The organism is Clostridium gasigenes (assembly GCF_017348895.1).
Lineage (GTDB): Bacteria > Bacillota > Clostridia > Clostridiales > Clostridiaceae > Clostridium > Clostridium gasigenes.
The window spans coordinates 392,857-411,851 of record NZ_CP071376.1 but is presented as its reverse complement, the minus strand read 5'-3'; the positions used below and the strand labels follow the sequence as shown (position 1 = coordinate 411,851).

The 18,995-nt window shown below is 30.0% G+C and carries 15 protein-coding genes; 12 read left to right on the top strand and 3 right to left on the bottom strand.

Annotated features, from left to right (window positions below):
- Positions 1-65: 65 nt before the first annotated feature.
- The 3 genes from hydE (at position 66) to hydF (ending at position 3,847) form a co-directional block, all read left to right on the top strand.
- The gene (gene hydE, locus J1C67_RS02015; RefSeq protein WP_167865604.1) at positions 66-1,166 is read left to right on the top strand and encodes a [FeFe] hydrogenase H-cluster radical SAM maturase HydE; all 1,101 of its coding nucleotides are present in this window, start codon (positions 66-68) and stop codon (positions 1,164-1,166) included.
- 111 nt (positions 1,167-1,277) lie between these two features.
- Positions 1,278-2,654, top strand: a complete 1,377-nt coding sequence (hydG, locus tag J1C67_RS02010; RefSeq protein WP_167865603.1) for a [FeFe] hydrogenase H-cluster radical SAM maturase HydG — start codon at positions 1,278-1,280, stop codon at positions 2,652-2,654.
- 8 nt (positions 2,655-2,662) lie between these two features.
- Positions 2,663-3,847 carry a [FeFe] hydrogenase H-cluster maturation GTPase HydF gene (hydF, locus tag J1C67_RS02005; RefSeq protein WP_167865602.1) on the top strand — a complete coding sequence of 395 codons (1,185 nt, stop codon included), beginning with the start codon at positions 2,663-2,665 and terminating at the stop codon, positions 3,845-3,847.
- A gap of 105 nt (positions 3,848-3,952) precedes the next feature.
- Here hydF and J1C67_RS02000 read toward each other — a convergent pair whose 3' ends face one another.
- Positions 3,953-4,978 carry a lactonase family protein gene (locus J1C67_RS02000; protein WP_167865601.1) on the bottom strand — a complete coding sequence of 342 codons (1,026 nt, stop codon included), beginning with the start codon at positions 4,976-4,978 and terminating at the stop codon, positions 3,953-3,955.
- 37 nt (positions 4,979-5,015) lie between these two features.
- Positions 5,016-6,752 carry an adenine deaminase gene (gene ade / locus J1C67_RS01995; protein WP_167865600.1) on the bottom strand — a complete coding sequence of 579 codons (1,737 nt, stop codon included), beginning with the start codon at positions 6,750-6,752 and terminating at the stop codon, positions 5,016-5,018.
- 262 nt (positions 6,753-7,014) lie between these two features.
- On the opposite strand from ade, the gene J1C67_RS01990 reads away from it, so the two are divergent.
- A complete protein-coding gene (locus tag J1C67_RS01990) occupies positions 7,015-9,318 on the top strand; it encodes a DNRLRE domain-containing protein (RefSeq protein ID WP_207253551.1) in 2,304 nt (767 codons plus the stop codon).
- A 253-nt stretch (positions 9,319-9,571) separates the two neighbouring features.
- Entirely contained in the window at positions 9,572-10,504 is a 933-nt protein-coding gene (gene metA / locus J1C67_RS01985) for a homoserine O-acetyltransferase MetA (RefSeq protein WP_167867564.1), read from the top strand.
- Between the two features lie 221 nt (positions 10,505-10,725).
- On the opposite strand, the gene J1C67_RS01980 is transcribed toward metA, so the two are convergent.
- A complete protein-coding gene (locus J1C67_RS01980; protein ID WP_167867565.1) occupies positions 10,726-11,367 on the bottom strand; it encodes an undecaprenyl diphosphate synthase family protein in 642 nt (213 codons plus the stop codon).
- Between the two features lie 156 nt (positions 11,368-11,523).
- Here J1C67_RS01980 and J1C67_RS01975 point away from each other — a divergent pair, with 156 nt between their 5' ends.
- The 7 genes from J1C67_RS01975 to hemL all read left to right on the top strand — a co-directional run bounded on the left by J1C67_RS01975 (position 11,524) and on the right by hemL (position 18,990).
- Positions 11,524-11,919: a DUF2871 domain-containing protein gene (locus tag J1C67_RS01975; protein WP_167867566.1), complete on the top strand. Its 396-nt coding sequence runs from the start codon at positions 11,524-11,526 to the stop codon at positions 11,917-11,919.
- 305 nt (positions 11,920-12,224) lie between these two features.
- Positions 12,225-13,430, top strand: a complete 1,206-nt coding sequence (hemA, locus tag J1C67_RS01970) for a glutamyl-tRNA reductase (RefSeq protein WP_167867567.1) — start codon at positions 12,225-12,227, stop codon at positions 13,428-13,430.
- Positions 13,388-14,059 (top strand): NAD(P)-dependent oxidoreductase, encoded by a 672-nt coding sequence (locus J1C67_RS01965; RefSeq protein ID WP_167867568.1) that lies wholly within the window; start codon positions 13,388-13,390, stop codon positions 14,057-14,059. Before hemA ends, J1C67_RS01965 begins: the two co-directional genes overlap by 43 nt.
- A gap of 4 nt (positions 14,060-14,063) precedes the next feature.
- A complete protein-coding gene (hemC, locus tag J1C67_RS01960; protein WP_167867569.1) occupies positions 14,064-14,936 on the top strand; it encodes a hydroxymethylbilane synthase in 873 nt (290 codons plus the stop codon).
- 67 nt (positions 14,937-15,003) lie between these two features.
- Entirely contained in the window at positions 15,004-16,479 is a 1,476-nt protein-coding gene (gene cobA, locus J1C67_RS01955) for a uroporphyrinogen-III C-methyltransferase (protein ID WP_167867570.1), read from the top strand.
- Positions 16,480-16,569: 90 nt separating this feature from the next.
- Entirely contained in the window at positions 16,570-17,544 is a 975-nt protein-coding gene (gene hemB / locus J1C67_RS01950; protein WP_167867571.1) for a porphobilinogen synthase, read from the top strand.
- A gap of 174 nt (positions 17,545-17,718) precedes the next feature.
- A complete protein-coding gene (gene hemL, locus J1C67_RS01945; RefSeq protein WP_167867572.1) occupies positions 17,719-18,990 on the top strand; it encodes a glutamate-1-semialdehyde 2,1-aminomutase in 1,272 nt (423 codons plus the stop codon).
- The last annotated feature ends 5 nt before the right edge of the window (positions 18,991-18,995 follow it).

Below are 18,995 nucleotides of genomic sequence, written 5' to 3'. Positions count from 1 at the left end.
AAATAGAATGGCATAGTGACTTATTATTTTTTTGAAGATACCTAAGATTAAAGGTAGGTTTTAGGATGATAAAAAAATATATAAACAAATTATATGAAACAAATAATGCTACTAATGAAGAATTATTATATATTCTTGATAATTTGGACAAAGATAGTAAAGAGTATCTTGTTAAAAAATCTCATGCTACTAGAATGAGAACTTATGGAAATAAGGTGTATATGAGAGGATTAATAGAATTTACCAATTATTGTGTTAAAAATTGTGAGTATTGTGGCATTAGAGCAAGTAATAAAAAAGCAGATAGATATAGATTAACAATAGAAGACATTATTGAATGTGCAGATATAGGAGACAGACTTGGATATAAAACTTATGTGCTTCAAGGTGGAGAAGATCCTTTTTTTACAGATGAAATAATGGTTGAAATTATTACTAAAATAAAAGATAAATATCCAAATAATGCAATAACACTTTCACTTGGAGAACGAAGTTATGAATCTTATGAAAAAATGTTTAAGGCTGGGGCTGATAGATATCTTTTAAGACATGAAACTGCAACTAAAGAACTTTATGAAAAGTTTCATCCTGGTGCAAGTTTTGAAAGCCGACGCGAATGTTTATGGAACTTAAAGAAAATAGGATTCCAAATAGGTCCAGGATTTATGGTTGGATTACCAGGACAAACAAATAAAGATTTAGTTAATGACCTTAGGTTTGTAAAAGATTTAGAGCCACAAATGTGTGGAATAGGACCATTTATACCACATAAGGATACAAACCTTGCAAATGAAATTGGTGGTAGTGTAGATAAAACAACTACAATGCTAGCCTTAGTAAGGCTATTGCTTCCAGATGTGTTGCTTCCATCTACTACAGCACTTGGAAGTATAGATACACAGGGGAGAGAAAAGGGAATAAAGGCAGGTGGAAATGTTGTTATGCCAAATCTTTCACCAACAAGTGTTAGGGAGAAATATTCATTATATGATGGGAAAATATGTACAGGTGATGAAGCCGCTGAATGTAGATTATGCATAGAAAATAGAATTAAAGGTGCAGGGTTTGAAGTGGAAATTACAAGAGGGGATAACATAGCTTGGCAAACTAAAAAAGTTATTAAAAATGATGTTAAAAAGACATTTACTTTAGAAGGTGATTATTAGAATATATTATATAAAAAGCAAATGATAATTTGGAAAACATTTATATGAAAATCAGATTAGAATATTTAAAGTATATTCTAAAATATAATAATTAAAAGTGGAGGGATAGGTATGTTTATAGATCACAAATATATTGAAGAGGTTTTAGAAAGTTCGAAAAATGCAACAAAAGAAGAAATTCAAGAGGTATTAAATAGAGCAAAAAAAAGCAAAGGATTATCTCATAAGGATATAGCAATTTTACTTGAAACTGATAATGAAGAGCAACTATCAGAAATGTATAAAATAGCTGGGGAAATAAAAGAATCTATTTATGGTAAAAGAATTGTTATGTTTGCTCCACTATATGTTAGTGATTATTGTGTGAACAATTGTGTTTATTGTGGATATAAAAACTGTAATACATTTAAAAGAAGAAGATTAACACAAGAAGAAGTTGCACAAGAAGTTAAAATTTTAGAAAAAATGGGACATAAAAGATTGGCATTAGAACTTGGAGAAGATCCAGTAAATGCACCAATTGAGTATGTTTTAGAATGTTTAGATACAATTTATAAAACACAAAATAGAAATGGTGAAATTAGAAGAGTTAATGTTAATATAGCAGCAACAACTGTTGAAAATTATAAAAAATTAAAGAAAGCTAATATCGGAACTTATATATTATTCCAAGAAACTTATAATAAACCAAGTTATGAAGCTATGCATCCAAAATCATTAAAAGGAGATTATAACTATCATTTAACAGCTTTTGATAGAGCAATGGAAGCTGGAGTTGATGATGTTGGAGCTGGTGTACTATTTGGGCTTTCAGATCCTAAATTTGAAGTTTTAGGATTAATGATGCACAACGAGCATTTAGAAAAGAAATTTGGAGTTGGATTCCATACAATTTCTATGCCAAGAATTAAACCAGCAGAGGGAATGACTTTAGAAAATTTTCCAAACCTTCTTACAGATGAAATGTTTAAGAAATTAGTAGCAATAATTAGAATAGCAGTGCCATTTACAGGGTTAATTATGTCTACAAGAGAAACATCAGAAATTAGAAGAGAAGTATTAAAATATGGAGTTTCTCAAGTAAGTGCAGGTTCAAGCACTGGTGTAGGTGGATACACAGAAAGAGAAAAAGGTGGAAGCATAGAACAATTTATTACTTCAGATAGCAGATCAACTTTAGAAGTTTTAAAAGGATTACTTGATGATGGATACATTCCAAGTTATTGCACTGCTTGTTACAGAAAAGGAAGAACTGGTGAAAGATTTATGAAACTTGCAAAATCAGGTGAAATACAAAATGTATGTGAGCCTAATGCAATGATGACATTAATGGAATTTGCTTTAGATTATGGTGACAAAGAAATTTTAGAAAAGGCAGAAGCCTTAGTTAAAAAGGAATCAGAAAGAATTAAAAGAGATGATATAAAAATCCTTCTTAAAAATAATATAGAAAAACTTAAAAAAGGTGAAAGAGATTTATATCTTTAGGAGGAGTCATGAATAGTACACCAAACTCAAATAGAAAACATATAGCCATATATGGAAAAACAAATGCAGGTAAATCATCTTTAATTAACTGCCTTTTAAATCAAGAAGTATCCATAGTTTCAAAAACTCGTGGTACAACAACAGATCCAGTTTCAAAGGCTATGGAGTTAATCCCAGTTGGACCAGTTTTATTTATTGATACTGCAGGGCTTGATGATAAAAGCAAACTTGGTGAAATAAGAGTTAAAAAAACCTTAGAAGTATTAAAGAAGACTGATATAGGATTATATGTAATGGATATTAATGATTTAGATATAGAAAATTATAATGAAATAAAATTAAGATTTAAGAAGTATAATATTCCATATATTACTGTAATTAATAAGGTGGATACAGCTAGTGTAGAAGAGCTTAATAAAGTAAAAGAAATTTTAAAAAATGTAATATTTTTATCATCTAGAACAGGTGAGGGAATAGAAACGTTAAAGGAAGAACTAATTAAGAAAATAGAACTAGAAGAGGAGGATTCCCCTCTAGTTGGAGATTTACTACCTTATAACAGTAAGGTTATTTTAGTTGTGCCAATAGATTCTGAAGCTCCAAAGGGAAGATTAATTCTACCACAAGTTCAATGTATAAGAGATTGTTTAGATCATGGGATAAAAAGCTATGTTGTGAGAGATACAGAACTAGAATCAGCATTAGAAGAAATTAAAGATGTGGATTTAGTAATAACAGATTCACAAGCCTTTAAAAGTGTAGATAAAATAGTTCCGAGCAACATTAAACTAACAAGTTTCTCAATATTATTTGCAAGGCAAAAAGGTGATTTAGACTCATTTGTGCAAGGTGCAAAGAAAATTGAAGAGTTAAATAAAGATTCTAAAATATTAATTTCAGAAAGCTGTTCACATAATATTTCCCATGAAGATATAGGAAGATTTAAAATACCAAAAATGCTTAATAAATATGTAGGTGCAGAATTAAACTATGAATTTAGAGTAGGGAGTGATTTTCCTGAAGATATAAAAAAATATGATTTAATTATTCATTGTGGGGCCTGTATGATAAATAGAAAAACAGTTATAAATAGAATAAACTACTGCAAAGAAAATAATGTGGCAATAACAAACTATGGAGTAGTTATTGCATATTTAACAGGGATACTGAAGAGGACATTAAGTATTTATTAGTAGTAAAAAGCTATCTAAGTTATGCAGTTTGCAAATTTAGATAGCTTTTATTTATGTCGAATTTGTGAAAAGATAACTATATAAATAGATTAAATATAAGGAGAATTATAAAAAAGTTATACATACTGGTGTAGGAACATTAATATTTTTCTGAATAAGTGATAATGTTCCATTAAGAATATCTCTTTTATAAACAGTTAGATTATTAGTTAGTTCATTACAAATTACAATGAAATCTTCACTTGGAGTTAAATTAAAATCTCTAGGACCATCACCATAAGTTCTATAAATATTAATTAAGGTTAAATTACCAGTAGAGTTGCAGATTGAATAAACTACAAGTGAATTATCCCCTCTATTTGAGCCATAAAGAAATTTACCATCTGAACTTATGCGAATAGCAGCGGCTGAATTAATACCATTAAAGTTTTCAGGAACTGTAGATATATAATTTAATATACTAAATCCTAAAATTGAGTCATAAGATAAGATAACTATTTCAGAGGAGGATTCACATATTAAATAAGCGAATTTTCCATTTGGATGAAATATTATATGTCTTGGACCAGATCCCTTTTTAACTTTTAAAATCAATCTATTACCTATAAATCCTTGATTATAATTATATAAAATAACTTCATCATATCCTAAATCAACAGCACATAAATATTTTTTATCAGGAGTTAAATCTACAAAATGTATATGAGATTTATCCTTGTGAATAATTTCGGAAATAATATTATTAAGTTCACCTGTTTCTTTTAAGCTATAGGAAATTATATTTTTTTCATGATAATTACCTGAAAATACAGTGTTATTTATATTATCTAAACTCACGTAACAAGGTGGCTTTCCAGAGGAAGAGGATGAGTTTAAATAGGTAAGAGTAAAATCATCATTAATATTAAAAGAAGCCACACCACCACATACATTATTATTTTCATCATTTAACTTTATAACAGAATATAACTTTCTAGTATTACTGTTAATTTTTAAGTAGGTTGGGTTTTCAATTTTAGAAGCTAAGCTGATATTAGAAATTAGTCCTGTAGTATTATCTAAGGAAAAATTATATATACCTTCACTTTCGCCTTTAGTATAAGTTCCAATATATCCTCTATAAGTATTCATAATATAATATCACTCCTATGGTTAGAATTTAGGTGAATTATTCTGCAACAGGTATAAACTCAAATTTAATTACATCAAACAAACCTTTATCTGTAATTTTAATAGTGGGAATTACAGGTAGTGATAGGAATGATAACGTTAAAAATGGATTAAAGTTTATATCAGGTGCAATTTTATTTACAGCTAAGTTAAGGTTGTTAATATCTTTTATAACATCTTCAGATTTACGTGAGGTAATTAAACCACCAATTTCAAGCGAAATAGAAGCTAATATAGTTTTGTTTTTTACAACTATAATGCCACCTTTTATTTTTTTAAGTTCTTCAACTGCAAATAACATATCTGAATCTGTAGAGCCACAAACTATCATATTATGAGAATCGTGAGCAATGGTTGTAGCAATCGCGCCTTCTTTTATATTTAAACCTTTAAGGATGCCAAGCCCTATGTTGCCAGTCGCATTATGTCTTTCAATTACAGCTACTTTTAATAAATCTAAGGCCGTAGATGATGTAAACTCATCATTAATAGAAACTTCGTTAATATTAATCCTTAGGTGATTACTTTCAAGCTTGTTTGGAATGATTTCAATTACATTTAAAATAGATTTCTCTTTAATATTTATTTTAAAGCTTTCTTTTGATAGCGGTGGAAGATTAACACTATTTTTTATATTTATTATTATAGAATCGTTCTCATCAATATTTATAAGTTTGTTTTCTTTAACTACAAGATTACCATTTTTATAAACAGAATTTATTTTAAAAGTATTTAATTCATCTAAAATTAGGAAATCGGCTATATATCCAGGGGCTATTGCACCTTTATGTTTTAAACCATAACATTCAGCAGTATTTAAAGTGGACATTTGAATAGCTGTTTCTGGTTTTAAACCATATTCTATTACCATTTTTATCGAATTATCTATGCTTCCATTTTCAATTAAATCATCAATATGCTTATCATCGGTACATAAACAAACACGTCTACTATTAGCAATTGAAGTAGCTTTTATTAATTCTTTAAGATTTTTAGCTACAGTACCTTCACGTATTAAAACATACATACCACGTCTTATTCTATCTATGACTTCATCTGCATTATGACATTCGTGATCTGTTGTTATATTAGCAGTAGTATATGCGTTTAACATTGTTTTATCAAAACCGGCGCCGTGTCCATCTATAATTAATCCTTTAGATCTAGCATCCCAGATTTTATTTATCATGTTTTCATCACAATTTAAAACAGAAGGAAAATTCATTACTTCAGCAAGTCCAAGTACTTTTTGATTAGTATAAAGAGGAGATAAATCTTCACTTTCTAGTACTGCACCGCTATTTTCAAATGAAGTTGCAGGAACGCAAGATGGTAACATAAAGTAAAAATCAAAAGGTATGTTTTCACTTAATTTAAACATAAGCTCTATACCAGCTATTCCTAAAACATTAGCAATCTCATGAGGGTCAGTAATTATTGAAGTTATTCCATGAATAAGTGCAGCCTTATAATATTCGTTTGGAGTTGTTAATGAAGATTCAATATGAGCATGTCCATCAATAAGTCCAGGACAAATATACTTTCCTGTTCCATCAATAGTAAAAGCACCATTATATTCACCAATACCAACAATGTATCCATGCTTAATAGCTACATCAGAAATAAAAGAATCATTTTCAAATACATCTATAATAGTTACATTTTTAATGACTAAGTCACAAGTTTCAGTTTTTGAAGCTGCTTTAATTTGTTCTATAAAATTAATTTTATCCATTATAAAACCACCTTTAAACCAATTAACCTTTGTGAATTAAGATTTAATAGTAATATATTATACCAAGGTTATTGTTATTCATTATATTTAATAAGAAGTATAGTGTCAAATAGGCTATTATTAAGATATTTAAAAATGTGTGACTAAAAATCAGTTAATTAATTTTAATATATAATAGTCATAATATAATATATTATGAACATAGTGAGGCACATATTAATATTATATATATATAAATATAATATTAAGGCGGTGGTTTGGGTTGAACGATAGTATTAAGATAAATGCTACGTATAGTAGTTATGTAACGAGTTTAGAACCATATACAAATTTCTCAGACGCAGTAGATTTATTTGCGGGGGTTAGATTAATAAATTATTATGAGTTTGATATATATAAAACTTTAATAAGCTTTGATGTGTCAAAAATAAAATATAAAGTAATTGAATCTGCATATTTATATCTATTTGTAAATGAAGTTATATCAAATAGTAATTGTTATGAGAGTGAGTTTATAGTCAAAAAAAATATTAAAGGACTTGATGCAAATAGTGTTACTTTAAGTAACATACATGAAATTGATTATAATAAGTCATCTAAGTTTATGGTAAACCAATCCTATAGTGGGAGATATATAAAAATAGATATAAGTAATATTGTTAATAAATGGGCAGAGGGTGAAGAGAATTATGGAATAATAATAGAAGGTATAAATAAAGAGTTATTCTGTAAATTTAGCTCTATAAATGTTATTAACCCACCTTATTTAATTGTTTCATATGGAGATTCTTGTATTAATAATTGCAATGATGATTGTCATGATGATTGTCATGATAAATGTCATGATAAATGTCATGATGATTGTCATGATAAATGTCATGATAAATGTCATGATGATTGTCATGATAAATGTCATGATAAATGTCATGATAAATGTCATGACAAATGTCATGATGATTGTCATGATGATTGTCATGATAAATGTCATGATAAATGTCATGATAAATGTCATGATAAATGTCATGATAAATGTCATGATAATTGTTGTTGTTGTGTAGGTCGTAGAGGAAGAAAAGGGGCAACTGGAAGAACCGGAGCAACCGGAGCAACTGGTCCTTGTTGTACAGGAGCGACAGGAGCGACAGGAGCAACAGGAGTAACAGGAGTAACAGGAGTAACAGGAGTAACAGGAGTAACAGGAGTAACAGGAGTAACAGGAGTAACAGGAGTAACAGGAGTAACAGGAGTAACAGGAGTAACAGGAGTAACAGGAGTAACAGGAGTAACAGGAGTAACAGGAGTAACAGGAGTAACAGGGGTAACAGGAGTAACAGGAGTAACAGGAGCAACTGGAGCAACTGGAGCAACTGGAGCAACTGGAGCAACTGGAGCAACTGGAGCAACTGGAGTAACAGGAGTAACAGGAGTAACTGGAGTAACTGGTGAAACTGGAGCAACTGGAGCAACTGGAGCAACCGGAGTAACAGGAACAACAGGAGCGACTGGAGCAACTGGAGCAACTGGAGTAACTGGAGTAACTGGTGAAACTGGAGCAACTGGAGCAACCGGAGTAACAGGAACAACAGGAGCGACTGGAGTAACTGGAGTAACTGGTGAAACTGGAGCAACTGGAGCAACTGGAGCAACTGGAGCAACTGGAAGAACCGGAGCAACTGGAGCAACTGGAGTAACCGGAGTAACCGGAGTAACCGGAGTAACCGGAGTAACCGGAGTAACCGGAGTAACCGGAGTAACCGGAGTAACCGGAGTAACTGGAGTAACTGGAGTAACAGGAGTAACTGGCGCGACAGGAGCAACTGGAGCGACTGGGCCTTGTTGTACTGGAGCAACAGGAGCAACTGGAGCAACTGGAGCAACAGGAGCAACTGGAGCAACTGGAGCAACTGGAGCAACAGGAGCAACTGGAGCAACTGGAGTAACTGGAGTAACTGGAGTAACTGGAGTAACTGGAGCAACTGGAAGAACTGGGGCAACTGGAGCAACAGGAGTAACTGGAAGAACAGGAGCAACAGGAGAAAAAGGAGCGACTGGTCCTTGTGGTGAAGAAGGTTGTCTTGACGGTATGAATTCAGCATTAATACAAGTTATTGGAGTAACTGGTATAGAATTAGCAACAGTAAATTCAACTATAGGAAATGTAGATGGAACAATTAAATGTATAAATGATTTTACTGTTGTTTTAGAAGATAATCAAGGAATAAGTCTATATCCTATATGTAGTCTTGCAGGATTTAGAGTTGGTATCGCAACACCAGTGGTTATTCCTACTGGATGTAATATTCCTAATACTTGCAGCCGATGTGCAAATACGGTTAAGAATTCTTTATGTAACCTAAAAACATTTATTCCTACTGAACCAATAAATATAGATGTAGAAGGTAATGGATTTAATTTAGGGAACGTTATAATAGACGTAGTTGGGCAATCGGTAGTAAGCGTTACAAGTGGTGCTGATAAATTTATTCTTGGTATGTGTTATATAGATCAAATATCAGGTATTCCATCAACTTATACAGGTGCATGTTTTACAGGAGCAAACGTATAAAAACTATATTGTTATAGTTTTTATAATAGACAAATAATTTTAAATTAGAATATGTTTTAAAAGAACTTTAGCATTGAGTAAACCTTAAAGGATACTCTTTGCTAAGGTTTTTTGTTTTAGTAAAATATTTTTAAATTATCAAGCCGAAGTACTTTGTATATATTATTTAATATTTTTTTATAACTTAAAATTATATTGATGTTTAAAATTAAACCAACTTATGGTTTAATTAGTTTATAAGGGGATGGTATAATTGCCAATTAAGATTCCAGTTGAATTACCAGCTTTTAAGGTTTTATCTAGTGAAAACATATTTGTTATGAATATGGAAAGAGCTAAGAATCAAGATATTAGACCTTTAAAAATAGCTATAGTAAATTTAATGCCAAAAAAGATTCAGGCAGAAAATGAACTTTTAAGATACTTATCAAATACTCCAATACAAGTAGAGGTAAAGCTGATACAAACTAAAAGTTATACTTCTCAAAATACATCTCTTTTGCATTTAAAAAAATTCTACAATTATTTTGATGATATAAAAGGGGAAAAGTTCGATGGGTTAATAATTACAGGGGCACCAGTAGAACAAATGAATTTTGACGAAGTATTATATTGGGATGAACTTAAAGAAATAATGGAATGGAGTAAAGAAAATGTATTTTCAACATTACATATTTGTTGGGGAGCTCAAGCTGCATTATATTATCATTATGGAATTGAAAAATACCCACTAAAAGAAAAGATGTTTGGAGTATTTCCTCATTGGGTAAATAATCCTAATGTTGACATTACAAGAGGGTTAGATGATATATTTTATGCGCCACACTCAAGGCATACAGAAGTTAAAAGAGAAGACATAGAAAAGGTAGAGGGATTAGAAATATTATCAGAATCAGAAGAGGCAGGAGTATTTATTGTAGCAACAAAAGAAAGAAGACAAATATTTGTTAGTGGCCACCTAGAATATGATAGAAATACATTAAGGGATGAATATCTAAGGGATATCGAAAAAGGATTGAAAATAAATGTTCCTAAAAATTATTTTCCAAATGACAATTCAGATTGTACACCAATGGTAAGATGGCGTGGAAGTGCTAACATAGTTTTTGGAAATTGGTTAAATTATTGTGTTTATCAAAATACTCCATTTAATATTAATGATATAAAAAATACGACTTTAATGTAATTCGTTTAATTTGTGAAGTTGACTAAGCCAATGAGTTACAAAGATGACTTAGGTACATGAAAATAAATAACAAGTTAAGGATGAAACATATATTTTGCATCAGACAAGGAGACTGGTTCCGTTGATTATGTTGTACTATAAGCAGGTTAGGTCTACAAAGTATGATGCAAAATAGCATACTGACTTGATATTTATTTGAATGTTTACTATATAAAAAAGGGTTAGCCCCCAAGAGTTACATCTTGTTTATCATACCAATTTATTGCATCGTAAAAGTGTTTTTCAATAAAATCAGGCCAAAGATCTTCTATAATATAAAAATCAGAGTACACAGATTGAACAGGTAAAAAACCACTTAATCGTCTTCGACCACCCCAACGTATAATTAAGTCCATACGAGAAATATCGCTAGACATAATATTATTTGTGATATTTTTTCTTTTAGAATCAGCAGATTTTAAAGCATTTAAATCCCATTCCCATCCATAGTTTACTAAAAAATTAACTTTAATTCCACCTTTTCCAAAGACTCTGCGAGTGGTATATGGAAGTAATTCTTTTGGAAAAACAGGAGATTCACTATCTCCCATTACAAGTATTTCAGAATCTTCCTTTTCTATTAATTTAACCGCATCAATACAAGCCTTGATAAAGGCCTCTTTTTGAACTGTGGGACGTTTAGCATTATCGGTTGTAAAACCATAGTAGGTTAATTCTTCTACATTTTCTTTTTGGCATAGCTTGAAAACTAGAAGTCCAGGATCTATACCAGATGCATACCCCATATCTTTAGAGAAACCTTGCCCAATTGCCCATCGTCTATTGCCATCAGGGATTATACCTATATGTTTTGGTACTCTCATAAAAATCTCCTCCTTAAAAGTATTCTTATTAAAGTATTACCTATAGATAATCTTTAAATACAATAAATATAATAAAATAATAATTGATTTAAAAAGAAATAAGATATAGAATGAATAATAAATATCAAAAGATAATAATTAGTGGAGGAAAACATAATGAAAAAATATTTAAATTTATCAATGTTCTATTTAGTTTTAGGCTTAGTTTTAGGAGTTTTTTATAGAGAATTTACTAAGATTAATGGATTTGAGGGACAAACAGTTCTAGGAGCAGTACATTCACATGTTTTAGTGTTAGGATTTTTATTTTTCTTAATAGTTTTATTATTAGAAAAGAATTTCAAAATATCAGAGGTAAAACACTTTGGAAAATGGTTGATATTCCATAATGTTGCATTAATATATATGTTATCAACATTAGTAGCAAGAGGTATTTTACAAGTAACTGGTAAAGATTTTTCAGGACTTAGTCATATTGCTGGTTTAGCACATGCTATATTTGGAGTTTCTTTAGTTTGGTTTATGGTAATTCTAAAAAAGTCAATTAAATAAAGAATTTGAAAAAATAAGGCTATTGCAAAATAATAAAATGCAATAGCCTTATTTTATTTAATATCTGTAACTGAGATCATTTTATATCCTCTTTCATTTAATATATATTAAAAAGTTAAAAGAAAATTGCAAAATATTATAGTATTTATATTATAATACTATAATATAAACTTCTAAAATAGTATAATGAGTATGGTAAGATATAAAAAATATGGGGAAATAGATTAAGGCATCTTCAAAAAATAACAAGCCAATATGCTAGTCTATTTAAAAAAATGTCTAAACATTATTTAGGGAGAACAAGTATGATACAGGTAATTGGACTTAAGAAGAATATAGAATTAGAAATAAGAGAAAAGCTATCATTAAATACAAGAAAACAAGAAGAATTTACAAATAAACTTTTAAATTATTTTAATGAAGTAGTTATAATAAGTACCTGCAATAGGACGGAAGTCTATTTAAATAGTTCTTACACAGTAGAAGAAGGCTTGGAAAAGGTTTTTCAAGTTTTTAACTGGGATTTGAACTTTAAAAAATACTGTTTTTGTTTAGAAGAAGAAAATACAATAAAACATTTAATGGAGGTCGTTAGTGGCTTTCATTCAAAAATATTAGGTGAGGATCAAATACTTGGGCAAATTAAAAATGCGTATAAGCAAAGTTTAAAGCTAGGATCTGTTAAATTAGAGTTGCAAAGGTTGTTTCAAGAGGCTATAACCTGTGGAAAAAGATTTAGAACAGAGGGAAAACTTTATGAAATACCAGTTTCATCATCATCAATAGCTATTAATGAAGCAATAAATTCAGGAGCTAAAAACTTTATGGTAATTGGTTTTGGAGAAGTTGGTAAATTAGTTGTAAAATATGCTTTAGCTCATGATATAACTTCACTAATATTAGTAGTTAGAAATGTAGAAAGTATTACTGACTTAATAGATAGTAGAGTTAAAGTTATGAACTATGATGAGGGTAGAGAAAATACTGATAATATTGAATGTATTATTTCGTGTACATCAGCACCTCATTTGGTAATAGAAAAAAAGCATGTTAAGAAAGATGGAAATCCTTTAATTATATTTGATTTAGCTCTTCCAAGAGATATTGAGAAAGAAATTGGAGATTATAAAAGAGTTAAATTATATGATATTGATGATATTAGCGCTATGGATGATGTTAATAAAAAACTTAGAAATGAAAGAATGCAGTATTTTAAATATATTACTAATGATGCTATTAAAGAGTACATAGATTGGAAAAAGCTAAGAGGTATATCACCACATATTAAAAATATAAAAGAAGCCGGAAATAAAGTAGTAGAAGAAAGATGCGACAGCTTTTATAATAAATGTAAAAATTCGGATGATATAAAACTTGCTAAGACATTAATTAAAAGTACATCAGATGCTTATGTAAATAGGGCAATAGAAGTCTTAAAGGAAGAAAAGCTAAAAGGTTGTGAGGATGAATGTCTACGAATACTGGAGAAAATATTCGAACTAAGGAAATAGAATATACATATCTTGCACTAATGTCCCATAAATTAAGGGTTGGAATTATTGGTGGAGGAAAAGCAGGTTTTATAAAGGCAAAAAACTTTATTGAAAAAGGATGTTATGTGGAGATATTGTCAAAAACATTTCTAAACGAATTCATAAATATAGAATGTGATAATATAGTGCTAAATAAGAGATCATATAACAAAAATTTTATAGAAGACAAACATATTATTATATTAGCTTTAGATGATAATAAATTAAGAGAAGAGATTTCTTCCAATTGTGAAGAGTTGTTTAAAATATTTATAGACTGCTCAAATTTTAAAGAAGGAATGGCAGTAGTTCCTGTTCAAAGAGAAATTTCAAATATAAGTTTTGCATTAAACACAAAGGTTGGAAACCCTAAAGGGGCAGTTTTAGCAGCAGAAGCTGCTATGGAAACTTTAAAAGGTTATGATGACTTTATAGAATATACAGGGTTAATAAGAAACAAAGCTAAAAATTTAGATTATAATAAAAAAGAAATAATAGATTTTATAAGTACAGAGGATTTTAAATTCATTTGGGAAAAAAATAAAAGTAAATTAGCTTTGAAATTATTTTTCGGGAAATATATAATAGAAAAATTAGATATGAGGTGATGTTATGGAATTAATTATAGCAACAAGAAAAAGCATGTTAGCGCAAGTTCAAGCAGATAGAGTAATGGAACTTATAAAAGAAAATAGTGGATTAGATTCAAAAAAACTTTTAGTAGTAACAGAAGGGGACAGGAGGTTAGATGTAACTCTAGATAAAATTGGTGGAAAAGGTTTGTTTGTAAAGGAAATAGAAATGGCATTAGCAAATGGGGAAGCACATGCTGCAGTACATAGTATGAAAGATGTACCGTTTTTATTGCCAGAAGGTTTTGAATTAGTTGCAATGCCAGAGAGACAAGATGTAAGAGATGCATTTGTATCACAAAATGGTATTAAAATTAATGAATTAAGAAATGGTGCCATAGTGGGAACAAGTAGTATTAGAAGAGCCGCACAATTAAGAATTCTAAGACCAGATATAGAAATAGTACCTATAAGAGGAAATGTTCAAACTAGACTTGAAAAAATGAAAAATCAAAATATGGATGGAATTATTTTAGCAGCAGCTGGATTACATAGATTAGGAATTGAAGATATAATAACAGATTATTTTAATCCGGAAATATTTCTGCCAGCTATAGGACAAGGGGCACTTGGAATAGAATGTTTAATTGGTGCTGAAACTAATAAATATTTTAAAGCTTTAGACAATGAAGAAGTTAGAGTAACAGTTGAAGCAGAAAGAAGTTTTATGAAAGTGCTAAATGGAGGTTGTCATACTTTAATAGGGGCTTATTCACAAGTTAAAGGAAATGATTTATATATGATAGGAACATTTAGTGTAGGTGGGAAAATAGTTAAAAAAGATATTATAGGAAATAAAGAGAATAACATAGAGCTTGGAATCAAACTTGCAGAGAAGATATTATTAGGATAAGTGATGATTTTTAAAATATTAAAAAAAGATACTATAGATTAGTATTCATTGAAAAGGAGCACATATAATGAGTAAAGTTTATATAATTGGAACAGGTCCTGGAGATGAGGAGCTTTTAACATTAAAAGCTACTAGAGTTTTAAAAGAATGCAGCGCTGTTATGTATGATAGATTAGTTTCAAATAACGTATTAAACTATTTAAATGATAATTGTGAAATATATTATTGTGGCAAAGAACCTGGATGTCATTATAAAACACAAGAACAAATAAATGAAATGTTAGTTAAACTAGCTAAAGAAGGTCACACAGTTGGAAGAATAAAAGGTGGAGATCCTTATGTTTTTGGGAGAGGTGGAGAAGAAGTTCTATCACTTGTAGAAGAAAACATTGAATTTGAAGTTATTCCAGGAGTAACATCTCCAATATCAGTATTAAATTATGCAGGTATTCCTATAACACAAAGAGGAATGGCACAAAGTTTTCATATTGTAACTGGAATGTCCGCAGGAGTTTTAAAAATAAACTGGGAAGCCTTAGCTAAAGAAAATGGTACACTTGTATTTATGATGGGGCTAGATAACCTAGAAAATATAGTAGATAACTTAGTAGCAAATGGGAAAGATATTAATACGGCTTCAGCTGTTGTTATGAGGGGAACATCTTCAAAACAAAGAAAAGTAGTTGGAACTTTAGAAAATATTTCGGAAAAAGTTAAAGAAGCAGGTTTAAAATCACCTTGTATAATTGTAGTTGGAGAAGTTGTAACTTTAAATGAAAAATTAGCATGGTATGAAAACAAACCATTGTTTGGGAAAAACATATGTGTAACACGTTCAAAAGAACAAAGCTCAAATCTTAAAAATAAATTAAGAGAATTAGGAGCAGAAGTTACAGAAATAAACTCTATAAAAATTAAAGAAACTAAAATTAATTTAGAAAGCTACATTAATAAATTAGAAAATTATGATCATATAATATTAACTTCAGTAAATGGAGTAGAAATGTTTTTTGATTATTTAATAGAGAAAAAATATGACATAAGAAAACTTAAAGCAAAATTTTCAGTAGTTGGAAAAGCAACAAAAAAAGCCTTAGAAAAAAGAGGGATACCAGCCTTTGTTATGGCAAAAGAATTTGTTGGTGAAGGATTATTTAAAGAACTAGCGCCACATTTAAATAGTGGAGAAAAAGTACTTATGCCTTGCTCTAAATTAAGTAGAGAATATTTAAAAATAGAAATTGAAAAACTAGGAGTAGAAGTAGATAGAGTTCACACTTATGATACTCTTTGTGGAGAAATTAAAAATGTAAATGCTTTTAGTGAAGTAGATTTAATACTTTATACAAGCCCAAGCACAGTAAATAACATGGTATCAATGGTAGGATTAGATAAAATAAAAGAAAAGAAAAATATTGCTATAGGACCACAAACATTTAAAGCGTTAAAAGATCATAACATTGAATGTGAAATGTGCAAGAATCATTCAGAAGATGGATTCCTTGGAGAAATAGTAGATATGTATAAAATAGAAAGCAAATAGAAAAGTTGATTGGTAAATTTTACACCTCATGTGTAGTTTGGTTAATTGGAAAAAAATACACATGGGGTGCTAAAAAATTAGGAGGCTATTATGATAAAAAGAGGTAGAAGGTTAAGAGAAACAGCATTTATAAGAGATATGGTAAGAGAAAATACTTTAACAAGTAATGATTTTATATTTCCTATATTTGTAGTAGAAGGGGAAAATATAAAAGAAGAAATATCATCACTTGAAGGTAATTATCATTGGTCAATAGATAGGCTACCAGAAGTTATTAAAGAAGTAGAAGAACTTGGAATTAAAGGGGTAATTTTATTTGGATTACCAGAACATAAAGATTGCACAGGTTCAGAAGCTTATAGTGAAAATGGAATAGTTCAAAAAGCAGTGGCAAAAACTCGTGAAATATCAGATAAACTATATGTAATAACTGATGTTTGTATGTGCCAATATACAGATCATGGACATTGCGGAATTTTAGATGGTGATGTAGTTGAGAATGATAAAACTTTAGTTAAGATTGGAGAAATAGCTCTATCGCATGCAAAAGCTGGAGCTCATATGGTTGCGCCTTCTGATATGATGGATGGTAGAGTAGGTTACATAAGAAATGTACTTGATATAAACGGATATGAAAATGTAGCAATAATGAGTTATTCTGCTAAATATTGCTCTGCATTTTATGGCCCATTTAGAGCAGCTGCAAATTCAGCACCAAAGTCTGGAGATAGAAAAACTTATCAAATGGACCCAGCTAATGGAAGAGAAGCATTACACGAAATTGATATGGATGTAGAAGAGGGCGCAGATATAATAATGGTTAAACCTGCACTTTCATATTTAGATATAATTAAAGGCGCAAAAGAAAGAGTAAATGTTCCAGTATGTGCTTATAGTGTAAGTGGAGAATTTGCAATAGTTAAAGCCGGAGCAAAACTTGGACTTATAAATGAAAAAGCAGTAGCCCTTGAAATGTTACTTTCAATTAAAAGAGCAGGAGCAGATATGATAATTACTTATTATGCATTAGAAGCTTCAAAATGGATTAAAGAAGATAATAAATAAAGAAAATATAGGTTAAAATAAATAAAGATATTATATTAAGTAGCAATTTAGTAGCAAGATATTGAGCTACTAAATTGCTATTATAATATAAGGATTAATATGTGTGGTAAAATAGATAACATAGATAACATAGATAACATAGAAATGTAGTAAAGCATTTAGGAGGAAAACAAAATGAACAACTCTGAGATATTTGAAGAATCAAAGAAGTATATGCCAGGTGGAGTAAATTCACCAGTAAGAGCTTACAAGGGAATGCCTATAACACCACCAATTATTAAAAGTGGAAAAGGCGTAATTATAAAAGATGAAAATGGAAAAGAATATATAGATTTTGTTTTAGCTTGGGGACCTATGCTACTTGGACATAGTGACGAAGATGTAGTTACTACTATTTGCGAAACTGTGCAAAGTTCAATAGCATTTGGAGCACCAACAGAGCTAGAACTTTTAATGGGAAAATTCCTATGTGAAAACTTAGAAAATATAGATATGGTTAGAATGGTTAACTCTGGAACAGAAGCTACTATGAGTGCTGTTAAACTTGCAAGAGGATATACAAATAAAAGCAAAATAATTAAATTTGCAGGATGTTACCATGGACATTTTGATGGCTTCTTAATTGAAGCTGGCTCTGGAGTTTTAACAGAAGGAATACCAGGATCACTTGGAGTTCCTAAGGAAAGTATAGAAAATACACTTATAGGTGTTTACAATAATGGAGAACAAGTAAGAGAATTATTTAAAACCTATGGTAAAGATATAGCAGCTATAATAATAGAACCAGTTGCAGGTAATATGGGAGTTATAAAAGCTGAAGAAAACTTTATGAAAACATTAAGAGAATTATGTGATGAATATGGTGCATTACTTGTATTTGACGAAGTTATGAGTGGATTTAGAGTTGCATTTAAAGGAGCACAAACATTATTTAATGTAAAACCAGATTTAGTAACATATGCTAAAATAATGGGTGGTGGGCTTCCATGTGGAGCTTATGGTGGAAGACGAGAAGTTATGGAACAACTATCTCCAATGGGAGGAGTTTACCAAGCCGGAACAATGTCAGGAAACCCAGTTGTTATGGCAGCAGGACTTGCAACATTAAATAAATTAAAAGAAAATCCAGATCTTTATACACATATAGAAAAAATGGGAGAAAGATTAGAAAAAGGTATGCTAGAAATAGCAAAAGAAAAGAACATTCCACTAGTAATAAATAGACAAGGTGGAATGATGACAATGTTCTTTACTAATCTAAAAGAAGTAAGATGTTATGATGATGTTAAAACCTGTAATGTAGAAATGTTTAAAAAATACTTCCTGCATATGCTAGAAAATGGATTCAATATACCACCATCACAATTTGAAGCATTATTCTTAAGTGTAAAACATAATGAAGAACATATAGATAAATTTTTAGAAACATTTAGAAATTTTAATTAGAAGGA